The organism is Paenibacillus sp. EB106-04-04-XG159, from assembly GCF_058791835.1.
Genome location: NZ_JBYTDY010000001.1, coordinates 489791 through 513647, shown reverse-complemented (window position 1 = coordinate 513647; position 23857 = coordinate 489791). Strand labels below are relative to the sequence as shown.

Genomic DNA, 23857 nt, shown 5'->3' with positions numbered 1-23857 from the left:
AATAGAATGTATGTTCTTGTTTTATTGTACTGGAAAAGGGATAAAAAAACATCCCCTCTCATGCATTAAGAGGAGATGTAAAACTGGAGTGCCCGTCGTTATAATATCCTTCTATTTACAGTTATCTCCTTGATTGATTGCAATACAAAAGGAGTTATGCTTCAGTAGACATTCTACTAATGGACAACTCCCCATCACTTGTTACTGAAATGGCATATCTATATTTTCTTACTATTAATCGGTAAGTATACTCATATCTCGCTACTATTCCATAGTTAATCATAGTATTCATCAACAATATAAATCGGCCTATTCCTAGATTCGTCCAATATTCTCCATAAATATTCACCGATAATGCCCAACATAATCATTATCATCCCTAGGAGAAATGTAACAATTGCAATTATTGAAGACCAACCAGGCGTTGATATGTTCCCCGTCAATGCACTCGAGATTACATATATCCCATAAATAAAACTAATAAATGCGACTACAAATCCTAATATTGACATGAATCTAATAGGTGAATATGAAAAACTTACAAACGAGTCGACAAATAATTTAATTTTTTTAGACAATGTCCATCGCGATTTTCCTATTTCTCTCTTTTGTCTAACATATGCAATTCTATCTTGGTCGTGCCCAAGCCAAAAGATCAAACTCATTAAATTTGTATTTTTTTCTTTAATATGATTGATTTCAGTTACAATCTGTTTATCCATGAATACAAAGTCAAAACCACCACTCGGATAGTCTTTTATTGCGTACTTTCTCATTAGCGAATAGTATGAGTTAGAAAACATTTTCTGCAGAAATGATTCATCTCGATCTGATCTTGTTGCCATTACAATTTTCTTGCCTTTTTTCCATTTTTCTTGCATTTCAACAAATAACTCAGGTGGATCCTGTAGATCTGAAGAGATAATTCCCACAGCGTCACCAGTAGCATATTTTAAGCCAGCTTGTGTTGCAGCTACGGATCCGAAATTTTTACTTAATTTCAAAACCTTAATTCTCTCGTCTTTCTCTTTTTCTTGCAATAATAATGATAAGGTATTATCCTTTGAGCCATCATCTACAAAAATGTATTCAAACTCATACTCAGGCAATAAGGTCGATAAGTTTTTCAACCTCGGTATTGTATAAGGAATATTCTCTTCATTAAAATAGAAACATACAACTATTGATATCTTCTGCCTTAAAATGTCCATATTAAACTACCCTCTTATCTACTTCTCTGCTATAAATGCAATTCATAAAACTCATATACTGCTCCCCCTGCACCAAACAAGCATTTAAATTTATAGAGGCTTTCATTCAAATATTTTCCTTGATTTTCATTGTTAGTACCAAAATCAAAATACCTTTTACCCGTACTTACTGCTCTCTTTATAGACTCATCTATTACTAAATCTAATGCGCCGAGTTCATTCCCCTTTTCCGACGAGGATATGTATTGAGCATGTGATAATGTATTCATATCGAATAAAATAATTCCTGCTACGACTTTATTATCATGTAATCCTATACAACAATTTATGTTATCTGGAAATAGCTCTATTAACTTTTCCATCTCTTCCAAGGTATGTACGGGCTGGGTATTATATTTATTTAATAACCCCTCCTCTAATACAGACCAAAATTCTTTAATATACTTATATCCAAAGTGAATTTCAACATTATTTCTAATAGCTTTTTTCAAGCTTGATTTTCTCCCTTTAACTAGGGGGGGTCTATTTTCTAAATCAATGGTAGCAGCTAAGTCGCATCTATATCTTTTTGCTCCTAAACGAAATAATGCATATAAATCATCAGATGATGGAATTTTATGATATATATTCGGAACCGCTTTATAAAGTATTTTATTGTACCCTTCACTTTTGTATACTTTCATAATTTCTTGTACTGCCTCTATCATCTTTTCGCCTTTTATTTTCCCACATTGAACAATGCCACCGTATGTAGAGCCTGGATGACTAACAATTTCAGTTTGCTCGGATGGATTTATAGCAGCTGGAAATAGGCCAATAATTTTTCCTTCCTCTTCTATTACTAAAGATCGATCAATAAATTTATCACTATGATATGAAAGAAATTTTCTGCTATGAAGAAAGGTAGCATTTGTTGATTGTTCTATAAAGTTATCCCATAACTCTTGATCTTCAGTTTGATATGCCCTGACTAACATTTTCCACCTCTTTTAACAAGTTCCCACTCTTCGTATGTTAACGCATATATCATATGATCTTCCCACACTCCGTTTATTTCCAAATATTTAAGTGCAAGACCTTCATATCTAAATTTGTTTTTAGTTATTAGAGTTTTTGAAGCTTCATTTGATGGCATTATTGCGGCTTGTAAACGGTGCAAATTACAAGTGGTAAATGCAAAATCAATAACCTGCTTCACAGCTTCTCCTGCCAATCCTTTTCCACTATGACTCTGGTCAATAAAGTATCCAAGATTTGCATTTTTCCACGATCCTAAAACAATATTTGTCAATGTTACTTTTCCAATAAGCAACTTTGAGTCATTTCCAAACACTCCAAAACTATAGATCAGATTATTATTCATACAATTTCTTTCATATTCAATAATGTTTCGTTGTGTGTCTACTGAGTAATAATCTAACGCTCTAACAGGTTCTACTGCTCGTAAAAATAATTTGTTCTTTACTCTTAAATTTAATAGTTCCAAAGCATCTGACTCTTCTAATGGTCGTAAAAAAATCCTCTCTGATTCTAAGTACATATTAATTTAACCTCACTTGTTATTAGACAAGATATATTTACTTAGTATATAAGTGAAAGGTACTGTAATTATAGTTGCAATAAGCGGTGCAATTTTCTCGTTGATTGACATCAGGTCTACAAAAAGAAATAATAATGAGATATTTACAGCAAATTGCACAACATAAACCACAGGGAATTTCAAGAATTTACTAATGGATAAATTAGATTTAAATACAATAATCGAGTTAAGTAGATATGAAACAATAATACCCATAATATAAGAAATAACAAATGAAATAGTGTATGAGAAAAACAATAAGAAAAATAAATATACTAAATAAGTAAATAGAGTATTAATTCCACCAATTATTAAAAAACCAATAAACTTTTTGTTAAATACCTTAGATAATTTTGATTTCATTTCAATCCTTTTCATCCTTCATAGCGGTTTAGAGCACTCACTACAATTTCAACTTCTTCTTGAGTCATTACTGGACTTATAGGAATACTTAATATCTCATTGTGGATCTTCTCAGAAATTTCAAACACTTCATCACTCCATTCCCTGTACGCTTCTTGTTTATGCGGAGGGATAGGGTAATGAATTAATGATTCAATACCTTGATCTTTTAGATGTCGTTGAAGATTCGAACGATTATAAGTCCTTACTACAAATAGATGCCATACATGTGATTCATCGCAATGTTCGATTGTCGGCAACTGAATGTACTTATTGCTAACATTTTGAATGTAGTATTCGGCAATTCTTCTTCTTCTAGTGTTTTCGGCGTCAAGATACTCCAACTTAACTTCTAATAACATCGCTTGAAGCTCATCTAAGCGACTATTCACGCCTTTATACAAATTTTTATACTTTTCGAATGACCCATAATTTCTCAGTGCGAATATCATCTGTGCTAATTTTTCGTCATTAGTTGTAATCGCACCTGCATCACCTAAGGCACCTAAATTCTTACCCGGATAAAAACTAAAAGCCGCGGCGTCGCCTAGATTTCCCGTCTTTTTACCTTCATATTCAGCACCATGAGCCTGGGCGCAATCCTCGATTATCTTTAGATTGTATTTCTTCGCTATGTAACTAATTTCTTTCATATTACAAACTTGTCCGTATAGATGTACTACCATAATTGCCTTTGTGTTCTTGGTAATCTTTTCTTCGATTTTGCTTGGATCAATATTATATGATAGTAAATCTGGCTCAACCAAAACTGGTATAGCACCTGCATTTGAAATTGATAAGATCGAAGCAATATACGTATTAGATGGGACTATGATTTCCGCCCCTTCTTCAAACCCATATGCTCTAATAATTAGTGTCAATGCATCTAAACCATTAGCAACACCTATACAAAACTTAGTACCACAGTATCCTGCAAATTTTTCTTCAAAACTTTCTACACCCTTACCTAGCATATATCTGCCTGACTCTAGAAACTCTTTGAATACTGATAAGAACTTCTCTTCATACTGCAAATTTATCTTTTTTAAATCTAAAAAAGAAATCATCTATTCCACCTACTTAACTATGAGTATATTTTCTTAAACTCAGCATAATCTCTTATATAATCTTGTTCATCATAGTAATGTGATGCAAGAACCAACAGAACACAGTCATCAGTGAAATCATACATTTCATGCCAATCATTTGGCTCTAATATCAGCATCTCGGAAGGACTATTAAGCTCAACGATCTTCTTTCTTTTCAAATTATCTAGAGTAACCTTACATTCTCCAGAAACAGCAATAAGGGCTTGCTTAGTCTTAAAATGAGCGTGTCCCCCTCTGCGTACTTCTTCTCTTGTTCCAAAGATGTAAAATACCCGTTTTATCTCAAAAGGAATCTGGTTATTTGCCTCAATAACAGCTAAATGACCTCTTTCCGGGTCGGAATGAAGATGAATATCAACTAATTTACTTCCCATGTAAACTCCCTTTCCTTTTATACATATTTACATACCACTCAACTGTTTTCTTGATCCCTGTTTCGAAGTTTTCATCAGCCTTCCATCCAAGTTCTGATTCAATTTTAGTAGCATCAATGGCATATCTGCGATCATGTCCAGGTCGGTCATTTACAAAATGTATTAATTCTTTATAACTCATATATCGATTTTCTTTATACTCTGGTGAGATTTCATCAAGTAGCTCACAAATAATATTTGCAATATATAAATTTTCTCTTTCATTTCGCCCACCAATATTATATGTTTCACCAACATTTCCATAATGATAAACGAGGTCAATTCCCTTACAGTGATCTATTACATACAACCAATCCCTAACGTTCTTCCCATCACCATAAATCGGTATGTGCTTTAGGTTAAGTGCACTACTAATAATAGTAGGTATCAATTTTTCTTGGTGTTGCTTAGGACCATAATTATTCGAGCAGTTTGTCGTCACCACATTTAAGCCGAACGTATGATAATAACTCCTTACTATCATATCCGAACTAGCCTTACTTGCGCTATACGGTGAGTTTGGAGCGTATGGAGTAACTTCCGAAAAAAGACCTGTATCACCAAGAGACCCGTAAACTTCATCTGTTGAAACATGATGAAAGCGAGAATCTGTGAATTCTGATTTCTTATTAAAAGGTCCATCCATCCAATGTCTATAGGCAGCATCTAACAGTATAAATGTACCTTTAATATTAGTCTCTACAAATGATTCTGGCGAATGAATTGAGTTGTCCACATGTGATTCTGCTGCAAAATGAATTACACCTTTTATATTGTATTGTATAAACAACTCATTAACCAACTTTTTATTACATATATCTCCTTCTACAAATTGATATCTCTCATGTTTATTTACATTTTCAAGATTATCATTGTTACCTGCATAAGTTAACTTATCTAAATTGACCACGTAATAGTCTGGGTGGTTTTGTAAGAACAGCGGAATAAAATTCGAACCAATAAAACCAGAACCACCAGTAATTAGTATTGCTTTATGATTACTAATGTCCATACAAACTTAACTCCCTTTCTCTTTGAATAGCAAGATTGCTATCATATTGATTTGCTAGATCAATTAAGTACTGCCCATACTCATTTTTCAATAAACCTCGACCTAACTCCCTTAATTGTTCCCTTGTAATATATCCTTTAAGAAATGCGATTTCCTCAATACAAGCTACTTTAAAACCTTGTCTCTTTTCTACTGTTTCAATAAAATGTGAAGCTTGCATTAAAGAATCATGCGTACCAGTGTCTAACCAAGCGAATCCACGTCCTAGTAACTCTACATTTAATTTTCCGAGTGCAAGATACTCTTTATTTATATCCGTTATTTCCAATTCTCCTCTAGAAGATGGGCGCACTTGCTTCGCGATATCTACTACTGAATTATCATAAAAATACAACCCAGTAACTGCAAATTGCGATTTTGGTTTTTCAGGTTTTTCTTCAATAGAAACAACCTTTAAGCTTGAGTCAAACTCTACAACACCAAATCGTTTTGGATCTTTGACTTTATATCCAAAAACAGTCGCACCTTCTTTTTGCATTGCAGCTTTCATTAATAGTTCTGAGAAGCCCTGACCATAATAAATATTGTCCCCTAGAATCAATGCGACCTTGTCGCCACCTATAAATTCTTCTCCAATGATAAAGGCTTGAGCTAATCCATCTGGAGACTTTTGAACGGCGTAACTTATGTTTAGACCTAGACTATTACCATTTCCGAATAGCTGATCAAATCTTGGCGTGTCTTCAGGTGTAGATATAATAAGAATATCCTTTATTCCCGCTAGCATTAATACAGATAGCGGATAATAAATCATCGGCTTATCATAAATAGGAAGTAATTGCTTGGAGATTGTTTTTGTTAATGGATAGAGTCTAGTACCACTACCGCCTGCTAATATTATTCCTTTCATGACGACCTCCATTTTCTTGGACTCCAACAATATACGATCGAGTACAAAATAGTAAGTATGATAAGAATTAATCCCAACATTAACCCCTTACCCTTATACTTAAACTCAATTTCATGTTCACCCTGCGGAACTTCTATACCTTGAACAATTCCATTAACGGTGTAATTATCTACTTCTTTCCCGTCTATATATGCCTTCCAACCAGGATAAGTGCTTTCAGAGAAAACGATAAAACTTTGTCCTTCAGAAGTAATAGTAGCTTTAACTTCTCCATTTTTGTATCGAATATCGCTTATTATTGCTTTGCTATAAGTTTTTGGAGAAATGTCAGTTACATAGGCTTGGTTAGTGTAATCAATATCATTTCTAATTTGATCTTCTTGAGAAACTACTTCATTTATTGAATACAACTTTTCTAAAGTATTCACATTTTCGTATAGAGTACTATATTCCCCTTTAAAGACTGGATTGTATTTAGCATCACGTATTGACTCATCAAATGCAACCTCTTCAATTAAGCTATACTCTACAGTGATAGGCAATTTATTAAAAGAAAACACTCTTAGAGATACATCACTTGGTACATTTTGTCCGGAATAAATATATTTTTCATAATAATCCCCCCCAAGATGCTGTATGGACATTTGCTGTTCGTTACTATCATAATTTTCACCATAGAGATCAACATATACAGGATCATTTAAGCGCTCTTTGGTTTTTAAAGTTAGCTTATAGATTTTGCCCGGTTGAATCGCTGCATTCGCGTGAACTAACGAAGGCTGATCACCATTCATTTCCAAGGTTGCAGACTCTATAGAGGCCACAGGAACTAAATTGTTAATATCTGACTTATTTATAACCTCTATCTCTTCTGATTTAGCGTTAGAAATTAAAATATATCGTGTGTTTAGAGAAGATATCAGATCATTTCTTACTAATAAATCAAAATAATTATTGTTAAATCCACGCTCATCAAAACCAAGTAATTCTTTGAAACTATTATTCATAAAAGTGGCATAACCATTAAGCGTTCCGACTTCCATTTCGAAATTAGTATTCGGTACTAATTCCATACTTGAAAGATCAGATGAAGAAGTAATTATTGGCCACACTCTGTCATCATTACCTTGCTCTGATAGGTATTTTGAAATTGGACCACTGGTTTCACTAACAACGATTTTTTCGTGGAACAAAGAAAAAGAACCTAAATCAAGTAATAAAAGCAGAGTAAGTAAAGCATAGCCTACTTTGTTCAAACCTTTTCTTCCGATGAAGTATAAGAGAGCAATACTTAATATCATTAAGAATATAGGAATCAAGACAGCATTATTATTGAAGCTGAATATTTCTGTATACTGATCAATATTCCTTCCCCGCAAATAAACTGAAGATTTAATGTCAGGATAATTTATCAATAAATAATTACTGAGTTTGGTTAGTATCAGGTGCAATGAGAAAATCAAACCTGATGAGATAAACAGAACCCATGCTAACGTCTTCTTAATCATTCTAATTTCCAACTTGTTATTCGATTCAAACCAACTATTGATTTGCACTGCGAATAATATGGCAATACTTAAATCAAAAAGGAATAAAGATCGTGTTGGAACTCTAAACATATTTAACAATGGTATATGATAAGTTATTTTGCTAATCATCGGTATAGATGACCCTAAAGCAAAAATAAAAGCAATCAGACCAATAATAGCCCAAACTCTAACTGTCCTATCGGATCTTATTTTTTTAAATGCAAAGAGTGCTATCACTAATGGCAAAACACCAATATACAAAGCATATTCAGTTAAATTTCCTTGACCGAAATATCCTTGATTGTATACATTAAATGGTTCTCCTGGTAAATGAACCCCTAAAATATTTGGGAATAAAAGTGTGAATAAATTTTCCAACGGCAAAGAGTAACTGGTAAAGTAATCATATGTAATTTCAGTTCTTCCTACTGAAGAGGATATCAACAATGTAGGATATAACTGAATAAATGTAAATCCTATTGTTATCAGTGAAAAATTAATGTTTGCAAGCAACCATTTTTTCCATGAACTAAATTTATTCAATGAAAATAACATATATATTAACAAGGCGAATGCAGTATATACTGAGATTTGGATAAAACCAGATAATATCTGCATTGAAAAAGCTAATGCCATAAAAACTATATATTTCCTTTTATCCAAAGCGATATAGCGGTCATAAAAATAAAAAATTAACGGCGTCCAAACAATGGCATTCTGAACTGTCACATGACCTAGTTTCGCATTAATAGTACCGCAAAACATGAAAACTAATCCACCTAAAAAAGCAGCCTTCCAATTCACACCTCTTTGCTCAAGATATAAGTATAAGAAGAAGCCTGCTAAAGTTAAATGAAACAGAAACATATAGTTATATGCAAAATTAAATGGTAATAATGCGAAAAACAGTATGTTCGGTAAATAAAATATGGAGTTTTGAATATCTGAATGAAATGGGATCCCTAAATTAATATATGAATTCCATAATGGAAACTCAAAATTAGAAATTGATTGTTCTAACAAGTGCCTAGTTGGAACATATGAAGCCAAACCATCACCGGGAGCCCATAGTCCATTTTGAAAGAAAAGTGGAAAATAAAAAATGAAAGGCAATATTAAGTAAAGTAAGAAAGTATATAAATTCCGATGTTTATTCTTTGCAATATTCACTTTAATCCATCTCACTTCCTTAAAAATAGATAAACATTGAATACATTTAATTAAATAGATTTCATGACAATTTTCTTTTCACTACTTTTCTGCAACTGATAAATTGATTACTAATCAAGTTCTAAACTCTTTAGTTAGTCAAACAATTTCTACACAAATAATTTAAATATGTTTTTTATAGTAGGATACTTGTATTTCATTAAGGTCATCCATATTATTACTTATTATTCTCCCTAGAATCTCCTCATCCCTGATGCCCGTTTTTTGGAATTCCCGAATGTAATTATCCATATAATTTTTAAGAACAATACCGACATTGACCTCTTCCCCACTAATTACTTTGGATATGAAATCAAATGACATTTTCGATAAGTTTTCTAAACTATGTGAACTCGTTACGTAATTCAAACATTCTAAGTTATCAAAGTCAGATTCTTTATTCCTTATCTTAATAATACTTTCCACAATATCGTCTACTTCAGTTTCACCATATCCAATCTTCATAACAAACTCATCTGGGAACTCACTAAATGTTCCAATATCAGTTGCAACAACCGGTTTACCTCTACCTAAGATCTTTACAAGACTTGCAGAATTCTCACCTTGTGTTGGATATCTAAGATTGAAACACATGTCCGAAGCAATAATATATTTGTCAAAGTCAGATAGCTCAACATATCCCGTACAAACTACATTTTCACAAAGGTTATTTTTCTCTACCATTTCCATTATGGAATAGGATTTAGATATTTCCCCCACAATATAATAGCGAAAATTATCTAATACTGATGGGAATTTAATCTTAATTTTTGCTAACGCTGTGATGACTTTATCAATTCTTTTGGTTTGATTAGCAAATCCCAAAGAGCTGATAACAAATAAGTCTTCCGGTATTTCTAGTTCTTTACGAGCTTGGTGCTGCTCATTTTGCAAACTATCCCCTTCTGATATATTTGGTGTTGGTATTGGAATAACTTCTACAGGAACATCAGGGGCTATCTCGCGTATTTTCTCCATAGAAAATTGTGAGTGGACTATTATTGCCGCTGCGGAATCCAGTATTTTTTGATTCATTGGATATTCCATAGATTTCGATTCCCAAGGCGGTCCTGATTCCCGACTAAGAAAGCTGTCAACCAACTTTATTCCTTCGTATCCATGCGCGTATAACATTTCATTTTTATATGAATCGACATCACCACGGCCGATTGTTTTTTCCGCATAAAAATGATGCAGAGAGTAATCGTGCAACACGACAACTCCTGGATAGCGTATCATAATCTCATATATATCTTTATGGCCCTCATAGTTGTTGCCCATCTGGTATAAGATCGAATCATATGTCATGGAATCATAGTTGGCTTCGAATTTTGAATATGGAAATATGTTGAATTGCTCAACTATTTCATGATTTGATGGCTTAAATCCATCCATTACATATACATCTATCTCAAAATATCTTGATAAATGCGGTAATAAATCCTCACTATAATCCGATATACCGGACTTTATCGGATTTAGAGGAGAGAAAAACGCTATTTTTTTCATAATACTCTCCTCTATCTAATAGTTTCCGTTAAGCGGTCAATTACATTGTCCCAAGTTATGTCAGCGACTTTTTGTCTTCCATTAAACCCTTGTTCTTCAGCTAATTTCTTATTGTTATAGAGCAGAGATATTTTTTGTCCAGCTGCATTAGAATTATCTACTATATAACCGTTTTCTCCTTCACTCACGAATTCTAGTACGCCGCCAGAATCAGACATCGTAATTACAGGCTTGGACGATAAGAATGCCTCTAAAGTAATATATCCGTAGTCTTCATCATAAGGTGCATAGAAGACAGCAAGACTATTGGCATAAAGCTTTAACAGCTCGTCATCTTCAACAAAACCTTTAAAAAAGACTCTATCATTCAGATTATATCTATCAACTAATGATCTTAGTTTAGCATCCTCTGGACCTTTCCCAACAATAACACACTTTACATTTTTTTCAGTATACTTCATCGACTCAATAACGACTTCATTTCGCTTTAAAGCATCTAATCTACCTACAGAAAGTATATAATCACCATACTCTTCGTTATAATATGAACCTACTAGCTTTGGAGGGTGATATAGCGCTTCTGAGTCAATTCCATTATACTTCTTAAGTCGATTTGCAGTATTTTTAGCATTTGTAAATATTTTCTTAGATTCCAACAAACATTGATTGTCATAACGATAAATAAATTCTCGAACAGCATGGTCCTCTGGCCTAGTTGTAAAATTACTATATGGCGTACCATAAAGATCGTAAACTTGTCTAAATTGATGTATCAACCATGTGACTTTATTAGGATGTTGAACACCGTAAGATGGAAATTTAGTTCCGATAACTAGATCAATTTTCTCCCCATTACTCTCGCTTAGATCGATAAATCTCCAATTCATCATACTTTGTATCAAACTATCATGAGGATACCATTTGTATGGAAGAGCAATTATATCAACATCATAATCTCTAGCTTTCAATTCACGATAAAGTGAATTAATATGAAGTTCCGCACCACCTTGAACAAATGGTACTTGTGCATGACAAATGGCGATTTTTTTTCTCATCATTTCACACCTTTTTAAATGCAACTACTCTTGAAAGAGGTAGTTCAATATTTTTAACCTTATCGCTAGCTAGAAGATATTCTCCAATATCTATTGAATGCAATAAACTAAAATCATTATCGGCTAGTTCTTCTACAATATCCTGTTCAGTCCAGAATACATCATAGATATTAAATTTATGCCAATCATTATGTCTTAATTGTGATTCCATCGTCTTATCCGGGAAGTCAGCAATAAAGATCCCATCGTCACTTAATAAACGATGTATCTTTTCATATATTTTCTTTCTGTCACAATAATTAAAGTGTCGAATAAAGCGAAAAGCAGTTACAACATCGAATTGTGAATCTGAATCGAATGCAAAAAAATTATCATTAACGTAAGTAACTCGGTTGCGTGACTTCATCTTTTTCGCTGAAACAGATATCATAAAAAGGGAGTTTTCTACAGCTGTAACATCACCATAATTAGCAAGTTCTCTTAATATCCTTCCATCACCCGATGCAATATCCAATAATTTTGAGTCATTCTGAATAGAACCAAAAGAATTAATATGCATCTTTATAGCTTCTCTCTCTAATATGTCAAACATTTTCATTGGATGTTCTGTAAACCTTGTGTCATCATACTCAGTAGCAATACGAACATCATCATAATATTCTTGCATACTAGAGATACCTGAAACTAGATACAATCCATTATTACCTAGCATGCCTGTCCAATCTTTTAGTGTTGGACTTATCATCTTGTTTTTCAGATCCGTATATACTTTTAAGTAACTATTCTTATCCTCTTCAAATCCGAATAGCTCTTCGCCTTTTTCAAGTACGTTTCTTTGATATGATTGGTAATTGTCATGTATCTCTGCTATTCCTTTAACGATATCATTTAGAGTTGGAGCAACTACAACACCAAATCCTTGATTGGTAATGACATCCGATAACCCAGAATAGCTGGTTACTATAGCGGGTATACCTAGTATAATTGCTTCTATTATTGAAAACGGAGTAGAATGATTGTTTTCACTAGAAGTAAAGGGCGCTATCATAGCATCTACATCACTATAGAATTCATACATATCCAGGTTTCCATTTAAGATCTGTATGTTACTGAGCTTCCTAGCGATAACTTCTTGATTTATTTCACTGATATCGCTGTCTCTCCAAGCTAACTTAAAATTAAAATGAGGTAGCTTACTTGCCACATCTAGCAGCATATAAACCCCTCTATTTTTCCATTCCTCAATTAGAAATGGCGCTGAAGCAAATCCAATTGTGAACTTATCGTCTAACTTTTTGGTAAAGTTTCTTCTCTCAAGTTGAATTTTCGGAAGAATTAGATGGCAAAACAAGCCTTTGTTTTCCAGTAATTTCTTAGTTGTTGATGAATGAACAAATAAAGTGAGATTGCCCACATCAATTGCATGTTGTAAATGAACAAAATATCCTTCATCGTAAATATTGATTGAAGGAATTCCAGTTAGGGTCAGAATAACATTTGCAGAACACTCACTCAAATTCTGTTCCAATAAATAGAATCCATCTAAACTATCACAAAATAAATGAATCGTATTGGGATTCAATTGAGAGAGAAGATTCTTGATATTTTCCCCACAATAATATACATCATTTTCTTTATCATAGTCACAATCAGTATCTCCCTCTAACTCAATTGAGGAAAATTGGACATTTAATTTAGTTTTGTTTCTAAAAAATTCAAAGTGATTCCTTGCTTCCTGTGTAATAGCATCCATACTCTTTCTGGATTTATATCCAATGCACATGATTAAGACATCTACTTCATTATTTAACAGCTTGTCGCACATACGCCTTTGCTTCAGCTCCCATATTAAAATTTGCAACACCTAAACATGGAACATCTGAGAGAATCCGTATAAATGTAACATCAACCATTCTATCTACTGTAATTGTCTCACCGCCGTATTGATCAGAAAGACCAATACTTACAAAGTAATTTCCTTCATTAAGATGCAAAGGAATCAGCATTTCACAAGAAATAGTTTCATTGTTTGATACGCTCTCTATATCACAATTTAAAAGCTTTGAATTCGTTCCAAATACCTCTACACCGTTAATTGTTTTGAATATTACACCGATAACAGGTAGTTTCACTGTATCAATCACATCAATTTCAACAGTTATTTTAATTGTTGAACTAGTCTTAAATACTACACTTTCTTCGTCACTTTCTGAATTTTTCAGACTATATTGAGTTATATGCGCGTTTCCATTGCCATAACGCATCTTATTATCATCTTGTTTTTTATGTGCTTGCATTTCCAGATTAGCAGTCAAGGCCATTTTCTGGTAGTAGTTTGCAACATCATTTGAGTTGCCTTCAAAAATTTTATTACCATCATAAATGATACAAACACGATCACAAAGTGTTCTGACAGCATTTAAATCATGAGTAACCAAAATTATAGTTTTCCCTTGCGCTTTAAAATCTTCGAATTTTGCATAACATTTTCGCTGAAACACTTCATCACCGACAGCTAAAGCTTCATCGATAATTAAAACATCTGGATCCACATGTATGGCGAGCGCAAATGCTAATCTGACATACATTCCACTAGAATAATTTTTCACTGGTTTTTCAAAAAAAGCACCAATACCAGCGAAATCCTGAATACTATCCATCTTTTTTTGTATTTCATTACTAGACATACCATACATGTGACTGTTGTATATTATATTTTCTCTACCTGTTAATTCAGGGTGAAATCCTGCACCAAGCTCTAGCAAAGCAGCAATTCTGCCTTTCACCTCGAATCCTCCTATAGTAGGATGTTTGGTTTGGGCAAGAATGCTAAGTAAAGTACTTTTACCAGATCCATTAAAGCCAATTATCCCAAAGGTTTCTCCCTTTTTTACATTAAAAGATATATCCTTTAATGCCCAATGTTCTGTATGCCTACTTACAGTTCCCATACTCGCAACTTCAATGAATTTATGCATCTGAGTAGGATATGACTTAAACTTTTTTGAGATGTTAACACACCTAACAGCAACATCAGAATCCATTTGATATTTTGGAACAGAAAATCGCAATAAAGCCAGATCTAGTTCAAGTGGAGAAGATCCATAATCTTTAAACCACGAAATCTGCTCATGGACCAAATCAAATATTAAATGAGTATATCGATTGACTTTTCGTGAATCGAAGTTAGCTTTTATCACTACACTCTCACCTGGTAAGATGTTGTATGGAAACTTCGTTCGAAAACCTTCTATTTTATCTCCGTCCTCTTGAACATATAAGCAGCCTAAAGTAACTGGATTGATCGTATCGAAAGCATTCCAGGTCTCTGAACCACAATTTTTTAATAATAATTCTATTGAATTTATACTGTCTTCAAAAAAAATGACATCTTGTTTTAACACTGTGATCTCTGCATTATATTGCTTCATGATCATTATTCCCATTTCTATTAACTAATTTAAATACATCCACTGTTCTTTCCTCTAGTTTTTCATCTATAGAAGAATTTCCGAGGGCCTTTAAATATAAGTAGTAACTTTTTTCATAGTTACCCCGAGAAAATTCAAATTCCCCTATATTCTCATAAATTCTAGATAAGTGAGTTGAATAATCCATCTTAATATTGTCCATAAGTGAATACAGCTCATTCGTTTTGTTTTGAAGTATGTCTCGCATTTCTTGCAGACTCCTTCTCTCTTCCTCCAGTTCAAGTCTGATAGAATCTAGTTCAGAACGTTCGATTTGTATTCTTTGATCTAATTCCTTAATGCTATAAACCTCATATATAGTCTCAGTAATTTGATCAATCATCTTTCGTTGAGAATCTTCGAGAACATTATATATCTTATGAACTTCCCTTACCGTATTCGTATTAAAATCATTTTGTTTGTTAAGTATCGGAGATAAGAGTTTGCGAAGCAGTCTTTTAACTGCGACTATATATTTCCCGAACACTTTCCTGTTCGAGAAAAACACAACATCGGTAATATTGGAGTTATACTCCATGTCATGTAGGGACTGTCCACTTACTTGGATGTCATTCAACTCTTGTGAAACACCGTAGAGAATACGTTCTTTAATTCTTTGTTTAACCAACTCACTATTGATCTGATTCATATTGCCCACCTTCCTTCTTTAGAGTAGATCAGCCAAGTCACGGCTTGATACTCTATAGAATAATACCCCAGCAATTAATGCTATAGAAGAAATCAATAAAATTGGAGTGAAATTCACAATGGTTTGGTCAAGTACATTTATCTGTAACGCTGTAGTAAAGTAGTATACTGGGTTGAATTGTATTATAGATGCGAATGATGGAGGAAGAATATCCACTACATAGACTACTGGGGTCATCCAAAACCACATTGTTATAAATATTGAAAAGAACTGGGTTAGATCTCTAAAGTAAACCGTCATTACTGAGAGAATCAGGCCTATACCTAAGCACAAACACTGCAGCATAAATAGCACATATACTAAGTATAAGTAACTCCAGTCTAGTGGTTTTCCAACAACTAGCATTATAATGATGAAGATAATATAATTAATAAATATTTCGATTAGCGATGATAATGCAATTGAGATTGGAACGAATATTTTCGGGAACTTGATTTTTTTTACAATATTTGAGTTCTCAAGAAATGAATTCTGTAACCTTATTAGGGTATTACTAAAAACAGTCCACGCTAGTATCCCGGCGCTCAAATAAATACTATAATCAAACTCCCCACTATAATCAGGAAGCCTTCCAGCCATAATCTGCGAGAATACTAAAGTGTAGATCAAAATAAACGCAAAAGGTGTCAAGAGATTCCACAAGAAACCTAAACTGGATCCCGCATATTTGTTTTTAAAATCTCTCTTCACCATATCCCACAATATAAACGAAATGTTCAATGTCTTACACCAACTTTTTGTATTTTTCCCTTTGTTCATCCAATACGAGCTTTAAACTCTCTTCAAGTGAATGATTAATGCTCCATGATACTGTATTAATAAGTTTTGTATTATCACCGTAATAAATTGGAATATCAATAGGCCTCATTCTTTCAGGGTCAATTGACACCTCAATCATAGCGCTTGACATTGAGATAAGCGATGTCAACACTGCATGAATTGAAATGGCTTGAGAAGAACATACGTTGTAGATTTCCCCTGATTTACCCTCTAGCATGAGTTTCTCATAAGCATTAATTACATCTCGAACATCAATGAAGTCACGTCGTGCTTCCAAATTACCAACTTTAATAATTGGTTCCATCATATTCAATTCTATTTTTGCAATTTGAGATGAAAAATCAGGTACTACAAACCCTTCTTTTTGACCAATACCTATATGATTAAACGGTCTTGCATGAATAATATCCATATCATATGCCTTATAATATTGTTTCGCTAGATATGAAACATTTAGTTTTGATAGTCCATATGGATTAAGTGGATTCGTTAGAGAATCTTCATTTATTGGAAATGACATATTTGGGTGATAGCCATATTCTTCTGATGATCCTATTGTAATTACACGTGCTTTAATATGACTATCCTTTACAGCATTCAAAAGGTTAATTGTACCTAACACATTCGACTCGAAAGCTTTATGTGGGTTTTCCCAAGATCTCTTCACATTACTCTCTGCAGCAAGATGAAATATAAAGTTAGGCTTTACTATAGTTAATACTGCGATTATTTCATCATAGTCATTCAAGTTAACTAGTTTCATCTCATCTGAAAATTGAGAGTAATCCATACTGATCTCAGTTCTCGAAGTACCTGTTACATAATAACCCTTAGTCTTCAAATATCGACCTAACTGTTTACCTACAAATCCCGTTATACCTGTGATTAGCACCGAACGCAATAAAGCCCACCTACTCTTTTTGTAAACATTTCAGATCATGATCAACCATCATCTTGACTAATTCCTCGAACCCTACTTCCAGTTCCCAGCCAAGCTTCTCTTTCGCTTTAGTACAATCACCAAGCAGCAAATCCACCTCTGCTGGACGCACAAATTTCGGATCGATGACTACATGATCTTCCCAATTCAATCCAACATGACTAAATGCAATTTCAACTAGTTCCTGGACTGTATGTGTCTCTCCAGTAGAGATAACATAATCATCAGGAGTATCTTGCTGAAGCATTAACCACATTGCTTTTACATAGTCACCTGCAAAGCCCCAATCACGTTTGGAATCCAGATTACCCATGCGAAGCTCAGATTGTAGACCAAGCTTGATACGTGCTACTGCATCAGTTACTTTACGAGTTACGAATTCAATGCCGCGACGTGGAGATTCATGATTAAACAGAATTCCAGAACAAGCAAACATATTGAAGCTTTCACGGTAGTTAACTGTAATCCAATGACCATATACTTTAGCTACACCATACGGGCTACGTGGATAGAAGGGAGTCGTCTCCTTCTGTGGAGTCTCTACTACTTTACCGAACATCTCGCTGCTAGAAGCTTGATAGAATCGTGCTTCAGGCTTCACAATACGAACAGCCTCCAACATATTTGTTACGCCTAATGCTGTAACCTGACCAGTCAGTGCAGGTTGCACCCAAGATGTCCCGACAAATGACTGCGCCGCCAAGTTATATACTTCATCTGGATTAGTAATCGTAACAGCCTGAATCAAAGAACTTAGATCATTCAAATCACCATCGATGAATTCAATCTGGTCTTTAATGTGTTCAATGTTCTCCATAATAGGTACACTCGTTCTTCTTTTAAGACCGAATACCTTATATCCTTTTCCTAACAATAGCTCTGCCAAATATGATCCATCTTGTCCTGTAATACCGGTAATCAGCGCGCGTTTTTCCACTTTATATTTCTCCTTCAAAATAAACTTATTATAGATAATGCTCTAATTTCTGAATGCGAAGTTCTTTAATAAGTGATTTTACTTCTTGGGCTTTGTCCTTTGTACATATTAATGTGACGTCATCCGTCTCAACTATGATAAGATTCTCAACGCCAAGTGTCGCGATTAATTTGCCGTTGCTTTCGATGATACAGCCTTTAGTATCGATGTTAAGTGTGTTCCCGTTTACAGCATTGCCATTCTCATCAAGCTCATTAATCCGTTCTAGAGCTGTCCAGCTTCCAACGTCATCCCATCCGAACAAACAAGGAATAACATAGATATCTTGTACTTTCTCCATAATTCCATAATCGATAGACTGATCCGGCATCTTAGGGAACTCCCGACGAATAACTTCATTTCTATCTTCGTCTTGGAAAGCGACTTTCATCGTTTCTAATAGATCATGAACCCGGGGCATATGTTCTTGAATATACCCTCTTATAACATCAGTTCTCCATACAAAGATACCGCTGTTCCAATAATAATTACCTGCTTCTAGATAAGAAGTTGCTGTATCAAGATCTGGCTTTTCGACAAATTTATCTACTTTGTGAACCTGGAGACCATTTACTGGTGTTATAATATTGGTACTTTCAATATAACCGTAACCTGTCTCAGGATATGTAGGCTCAATGCCCAGTGTGACCAGATTCTTGCCTTCCTGGCTCACTTCTGAAGCAGTTTCAAGTATGTTAAGGAATTCATCCTCATTCTTAATGATATGATCTGATGGCAGGACAACCATGGTGCTATCAGGATAACGATCCTCGATAATAATAGATGCAAGCCCAATACAAGGGGCTGTATTCCGTCCCACTGGTTCAATTATGATATTCTCAACTGGCAACGACGGAATTTGAGCTTTTATTAACTCGGCATATGATTCATTCGTTACTACAAATACCTGTTTAATAGGTATAAACTTTTGCAGGCGGCTGACACATTGCTGTATCATCGATTTGCTGCCTGAGATATTTAAAAACTGTTTGGGCAAGTTCGTCCGACTCTTCGGCCAAAAACGTTCTCCCTTACCACCAGCCATAATGACTGCCGTAATCGTCATATTAAAATACCTCCGTTGTTTAATATCCCAAATATCTATTATAATTTACTATATTTTCAATATACAATGTAACATTCGCCATATGATACCTAATTCCTACAAAAAGAGTTATAATTAATGAAGCTCGACACATATATCTATCATCGTAACAATAAATCATGCAAAATTCTACATATATATATTTGCAATAGTACTGTAATAAACACTAACATATGGAGGAAGCTGCAGTGGAATATATGTACGCTAAGGAACGAAAGCAGGATACCTTCTTACCTTCCATTGAATTGAATAAAAAAATAGAGAGCAAGCGAATGACTATTAATCTATTGTCCATCTTATTCGTAGCTCTTGAAGGTCTAGCACTCACCCTTATCTACTTTCTGTATTATGCTTGGCGGATTCACTTGGAGTTTAACGTGCCGCTCGAGCTTTTTGAGTTGGCTAATCCTCGTTTCTCCAATTATTTATACTTCTATTTAATCTTTACTGTGATTTATGGGTTCCTGACGTATAAATATCGATTGCACACCTTTATCGCAACTTCCGGTCTAATTGATGAGATCCTCAAATCTACCCGGGCTTTATCTTATGCTATTGTTCTAGCAGTTGGATTGGGCTTCTTGTTTAAGCTATCCGACTTGTCACGAATCGTCATTATCCTGTTCTGGTTCTCAGCGATTGGAACAAATGTGATCTTACGTTTCCTTAAACGTCAACTTTATCTGAGCTTGAATCAAAGTGGTATTCTTTCCCGCTCCGTAGTTATCATTGGCGCTGGAAAGGTAGGCACTTCCCTGATTGAAGAATTTCAGCAGCACAAGTGGCTTGGCTATCATGTTGTTGGATACATAGACGATTCTGTCGAAGAATCAATCGCTGGTGTTCCCTGTCTCGGGCCAACAGGAAAGGTTCGTGAAATATTCAACAGTAATCTAATGGCTGATGAAATTATAATCACCATTCCATCCGAAAGACCGCTAGTACAATCTATTATTGCTGACTTCCGCAAATCGCCGATTGAGATCAAAGTAATCCCAGATATGTTTAATCTAGTATTGGGGACGGTACAGGTCGGCAATATTAATTCACTGCCTACCGTATCACTTGTGCGTACACCGATGCGCGGATATGGCTTATGGTTAAAGCGATTGGTTGATTATACGCTAACGACAATTGCCTTTGTTCTAACACTGCCAATCACGTTAATTACAGCTATCTGTATCAAATGTGAATCAAAGGGGCCTATATTCTATAAACAAACGCGAGTGGGGAAGAATGGAAAGCTGTTCCACATGTACAAGTTCCGCTCAATGGTGCAAAATGCAGATCAGATGATTTCAAAGATGGCTCAGGAGAATGAGGTTGAAGGAATAGCATTCAAGATGAAGAATGACCCTCGCATCACAAGAGTAGGTCGCTTTATCCGCAAGTATTCAATCGATGAGCTCCCTCAGCTGCTCAACGTCCTTAAGGGGGATATGAGCCTTATTGGTCCGAGACCGCCGCTTGAGATGGAAGTTGAACATTACAGTGACTGGGAATGGCGACGGCTAGAGGTACTCCCTGGTATAACAGGCTTATGGCAGGTTAGCGGTCGCAGTGATCTATCCTTCCAGCAGTGGATGAATCTTGACGTGTATTATATCGAAAATTGGAGTTTAGCACTCGACATCAAGATCCTTTTAAAAACGGTACCTGTTGTGCTTAAGGGAGAAGGAGCTTATTAATGAACATTTGCATTGATGGCCAGCCTCTTGTTGGACCTTTAACAGGGATAGGCCGCTACACAGCTAAATTAATTGAGCACCTTCCACAACACTTGAACGTAACAGTAGGTCTGAATCAGATTGCCAAGAAGCGTGAAGTGTATCCAATCTCACGTGATCATTTCTGCATGTATAATAGTCGTTATCCATATAAGGTGATCAGGCGTCTGATGAGACCGAACATGTTGTACAGTCTCCCTTATGACTTTCAATCTTCGTCACCTTTTGACATCTTTCATGGAACAAACTTTACCTATATGCCGATAAAGCATAAGCGCCATATCATTAACATTCACGACTTAGCCTTTATGCGGTATCCTGAAACAACAAGTCAAAAAATTTACAATCACCATATGAAATGGGTACCCTATTGCGCAAAGAATGCTGATCATATCTTAGCTATATCTGAAGCTACAAAGTCGGATATTATGGAATTATTGAACATAGAATCCGATCGAATAACCGTTACACCTTTGGCGGCTGATGATCAATTCCAACCTTTAGAGAATGAATCTATCGATAAGGTTATTAAGAAACACGGGCTCCCAGATCGGTATATACTATACGTCGGTACAATAGAAGCCCGTAAGAATCTATTAACACTAGCTAGAGCCTTTCATATAATGCAGCAGCGTTATCATACTGATTATAAGCTTGTCATCGTTGGGGCAAAAGGCTGGCGGACATCTTCGTTATACGAATATATTGAGCAACACCATCTGAATGACGATATTCATTTTACAGGTTATATACCAGACGGGGATCTTCCTGCTATCTATAACAAGGCTGCTCTTCTGGCTATGCCTTCTTGGTACGAAGGATTCGGATTACCATTAGTAGAAGCGATGAAATGTGGAACACCTGTTATCGGATCTAATGTGTCCTCTATTCCTGAAATTATCGGGACACCTGATCTCTTATGCAGTCCTCACGAGCCTGATCAATGGGCGGATAAGATATTTGAGATTATTCACCATGAATCCTTGTATCAGAAGAGACAACAACAAGCTCTTGACAGAGCCTGCTTATATAGTTGGAATCATACTGCTGAGATTACAGCTGCTGTATATCAACAAGTGATGGATTCCAGAAAATAATATGTAGGAGTTATGACATGAACCTAGCCATAGTCCATGATTATATCAATCAGCACGGTGGTGCTGAGCGAGTATTGGAAGCGTTTATGGAGCGCTATCCAGAGTCACCAATCTATACGTTGATCTCCAATCTGGACAAGATGCCAGAATCGTTTAAGCATGCCGACATCCGAAACTCATTTGTGCAAAAGCTGCCGCTAGCCCAGAAACATTATAAGAAAATGCTATCACTGTTACCACTAGCAGTTGAGCAGTTTGATCTGCGTGAGTATGAGGTTGTCTTATCCACCTCAAGCGCATTTGCCAAAGGAGTAATAACGAATACATCCCAGACTCACGTCTGCTACTGCCATACCCCAATGCGATATGTTTGGGATCTGTACCATCAGTACATGGCAGAGCTTCGCAACCCAATATTTAAGTTTGTGCTGCCGCGAGTGCTGCACAAGATTCGGTTGTGGGATCAAGCAACAGCGCAGCGGGTGGATTATTTTATCGCTAATTCTAACAATGTCGCCAAACGGATCCACAAATATTACGGACGAGAATCGGTTGTCATTCACCCTCCGGTTTCTACAGAACAATTTACACGGTCCGATCAAATAGAGGATTACTTCTTAATCGTATCCCGTCTTATTCCATATAAGCGAATCGATCTGATCATTGAGGCATTCAATCAGTTAAAGTGGCCGCTAGTTATCATCGGAGATGGTTATGATCGTAAGCGTCTAGAAAGCTTGGCAGGCTCAACTATTACTTTTATGGGTTATCAATCCGATGAAGTAATTGCTCAATACTACTCACGCTGCCGCGCCTTCATTTTAGGAGGAGAAGAGGACTTTGGAATAACTCCTCTTGAAGCTCAAGCATCTGGCAGACCTGTTCTAGCATACGGTAAAGGCGGCGCGCTCGAAACTGTAATTCAAGGTGAAACTGGACTGTTCTTCGAAGAACCCACTGTCACATCTGTTGTACAACGCGTGCAAGATATCTCGAGTATCGAATTTGACTCTGTTCATATACAGCAACATGCGCACACCTTTAATAAGCAGCAATTTATTGAGCGTATAAACGAATTTGTGTTAAATGCACATCAGAAGAGGAGTGTAACATAA

General features: G+C 35.3%; 21 protein-coding genes. 3 read left to right on the top strand and 18 right to left on the bottom strand.

The annotated features are described in order from the left end of the window. Nucleotides 1-275 precede the first annotated feature (275 nt). The 18 genes from AC3WTP_RS02240 to AC3WTP_RS02155 all read right to left on the bottom strand — a co-directional run bounded on the left by AC3WTP_RS02240 (nt 276) and on the right by AC3WTP_RS02155 (nt 19879). Entirely contained in the window at nt 276-1211 is a 936-nt protein-coding gene (locus AC3WTP_RS02240) for a glycosyltransferase family 2 protein (protein ID WP_492392937.1), read from the bottom strand. A 29-nt stretch (nt 1212-1240) separates the two neighbouring features. Next, entirely contained in the window at nt 1241-2188 is a 948-nt protein-coding gene (locus AC3WTP_RS02235) for a GNAT family N-acetyltransferase (RefSeq protein ID WP_492392936.1), read from the bottom strand. Further along, a complete protein-coding gene (locus AC3WTP_RS02230; RefSeq protein WP_492392935.1) occupies nt 2182-2751 on the bottom strand; it encodes a GNAT family N-acetyltransferase in 570 nt (189 codons plus the stop codon). The genes AC3WTP_RS02235 and AC3WTP_RS02230 overlap by 7 nt, the downstream gene beginning before the upstream one ends. Nucleotides 2752-2763: 12 nt before the next feature. Then, nucleotides 2764-3153, bottom strand: coding sequence for a GtrA family protein (locus tag AC3WTP_RS02225; RefSeq protein WP_492392934.1), 390 nt, complete (start codon nt 3151-3153; stop codon nt 2764-2766). Nucleotides 3154-3164: 11 nt separating this feature from the next. After that, entirely contained in the window at nt 3165-4259 is a 1095-nt protein-coding gene (locus AC3WTP_RS02220; RefSeq protein ID WP_492392933.1) for a DegT/DnrJ/EryC1/StrS family aminotransferase, read from the bottom strand. A gap of 17 nt (nt 4260-4276) precedes the next feature. After that, complete coding sequence (locus tag AC3WTP_RS02215) at nt 4277-4675, bottom strand: sugar 3,4-ketoisomerase (RefSeq protein WP_492392932.1); 399 nt, start codon at nt 4673-4675, stop codon at nt 4277-4279. Further along, nucleotides 4665-5726 carry a dTDP-glucose 4,6-dehydratase gene (rfbB, locus tag AC3WTP_RS02210; RefSeq protein WP_492392931.1) on the bottom strand — a complete coding sequence of 354 codons (1062 nt, stop codon included), beginning with the start codon at nt 5724-5726 and terminating at the stop codon, nt 4665-4667. Before rfbB ends, AC3WTP_RS02215 begins: the two co-directional genes overlap by 11 nt. After that, nucleotides 5716-6636, bottom strand: a complete 921-nt coding sequence (gene rfbA, locus AC3WTP_RS02205) for a glucose-1-phosphate thymidylyltransferase RfbA (RefSeq protein WP_492392930.1) — start codon at nt 6634-6636, stop codon at nt 5716-5718. Before rfbA ends, rfbB begins: the two co-directional genes overlap by 11 nt. Then, nucleotides 6633-9335, bottom strand: coding sequence for a YfhO family protein (locus AC3WTP_RS02200; protein WP_492392929.1), 2703 nt, complete (start codon nt 9333-9335; stop codon nt 6633-6635). The genes rfbA and AC3WTP_RS02200 overlap by 4 nt, the downstream gene beginning before the upstream one ends. 162 nt (nt 9336-9497) lie before the next feature. Next, nucleotides 9498-10883 (bottom strand): glycosyltransferase, encoded by a 1386-nt coding sequence (locus tag AC3WTP_RS02195; protein ID WP_492392928.1) that lies wholly within the window; start codon nt 10881-10883, stop codon nt 9498-9500. 11 nt (nt 10884-10894) lie between these two features. Next, nucleotides 10895-11938 (bottom strand): glycosyltransferase family 4 protein, encoded by a 1044-nt coding sequence (locus tag AC3WTP_RS02190; RefSeq protein ID WP_492392927.1) that lies wholly within the window; start codon nt 11936-11938, stop codon nt 10895-10897. Nucleotides 11939-11942: 4 nt separating this feature from the next. Beyond that, nucleotides 11943-13691 (bottom strand): methyltransferase domain-containing protein, encoded by a 1749-nt coding sequence (locus tag AC3WTP_RS02185; RefSeq protein ID WP_492392926.1) that lies wholly within the window; start codon nt 13689-13691, stop codon nt 11943-11945. A 49-nt stretch (nt 13692-13740) separates the two neighbouring features. Next, nucleotides 13741-15369, bottom strand: coding sequence for an ABC transporter ATP-binding protein (locus AC3WTP_RS02180; protein WP_492392925.1), 1629 nt, complete (start codon nt 15367-15369; stop codon nt 13741-13743). Further along, nucleotides 15356-16057: a hypothetical protein gene (locus tag AC3WTP_RS02175; RefSeq protein WP_492392924.1), complete on the bottom strand. Its 702-nt coding sequence runs from the start codon at nt 16055-16057 to the stop codon at nt 15356-15358. The genes AC3WTP_RS02180 and AC3WTP_RS02175 overlap by 14 nt, the downstream gene beginning before the upstream one ends. Before the next feature lie 18 nt (nt 16058-16075). Next, entirely contained in the window at nt 16076-16810 is a 735-nt protein-coding gene (locus AC3WTP_RS02170) for an ABC transporter permease (RefSeq protein WP_492392968.1), read from the bottom strand. Between the two features lie 31 nt (nt 16811-16841). Further along, on the bottom strand, nt 16842-17789 hold the full coding sequence (locus AC3WTP_RS02165; protein ID WP_492392967.1) for a GDP-mannose 4,6-dehydratase: 948 nt from the start codon (nt 17787-17789) through the stop codon (nt 16842-16844). 19 nt (nt 17790-17808) lie between these two features. Next, nucleotides 17809-18774, bottom strand: a complete 966-nt coding sequence (gene gmd, locus AC3WTP_RS02160) for a GDP-mannose 4,6-dehydratase (RefSeq protein ID WP_492392923.1) — start codon at nt 18772-18774, stop codon at nt 17809-17811. 28 nt (nt 18775-18802) lie between these two features. Then, entirely contained in the window at nt 18803-19879 is a 1077-nt protein-coding gene (locus AC3WTP_RS02155; RefSeq protein ID WP_492392922.1) for a mannose-1-phosphate guanylyltransferase, read from the bottom strand. A gap of 236 nt (nt 19880-20115) precedes the next feature. Here AC3WTP_RS02155 and AC3WTP_RS02150 point away from each other — a divergent pair, with 236 nt between their 5' ends. Genes AC3WTP_RS02150 through AC3WTP_RS02140 form a run of 3 tightly spaced genes read left to right on the top strand, consistent with a single transcriptional unit; the run spans nt 20116 to nt 23857 of the window. Beyond that, a complete protein-coding gene (locus tag AC3WTP_RS02150; RefSeq protein ID WP_492392966.1) occupies nt 20116-21606 on the top strand; it encodes a sugar transferase in 1491 nt (496 codons plus the stop codon). Next, on the top strand, nt 21606-22742 hold the full coding sequence (locus tag AC3WTP_RS02145) for a glycosyltransferase family 4 protein (RefSeq protein WP_492392921.1): 1137 nt from the start codon (nt 21606-21608) through the stop codon (nt 22740-22742). Before AC3WTP_RS02150 ends, AC3WTP_RS02145 begins: the two co-directional genes overlap by 1 nt. Nucleotides 22743-22759: 17 nt before the next feature. Next, complete coding sequence (locus AC3WTP_RS02140) at nt 22760-23857, top strand: glycosyltransferase (protein WP_492392920.1); 1098 nt, start codon at nt 22760-22762, stop codon at nt 23855-23857.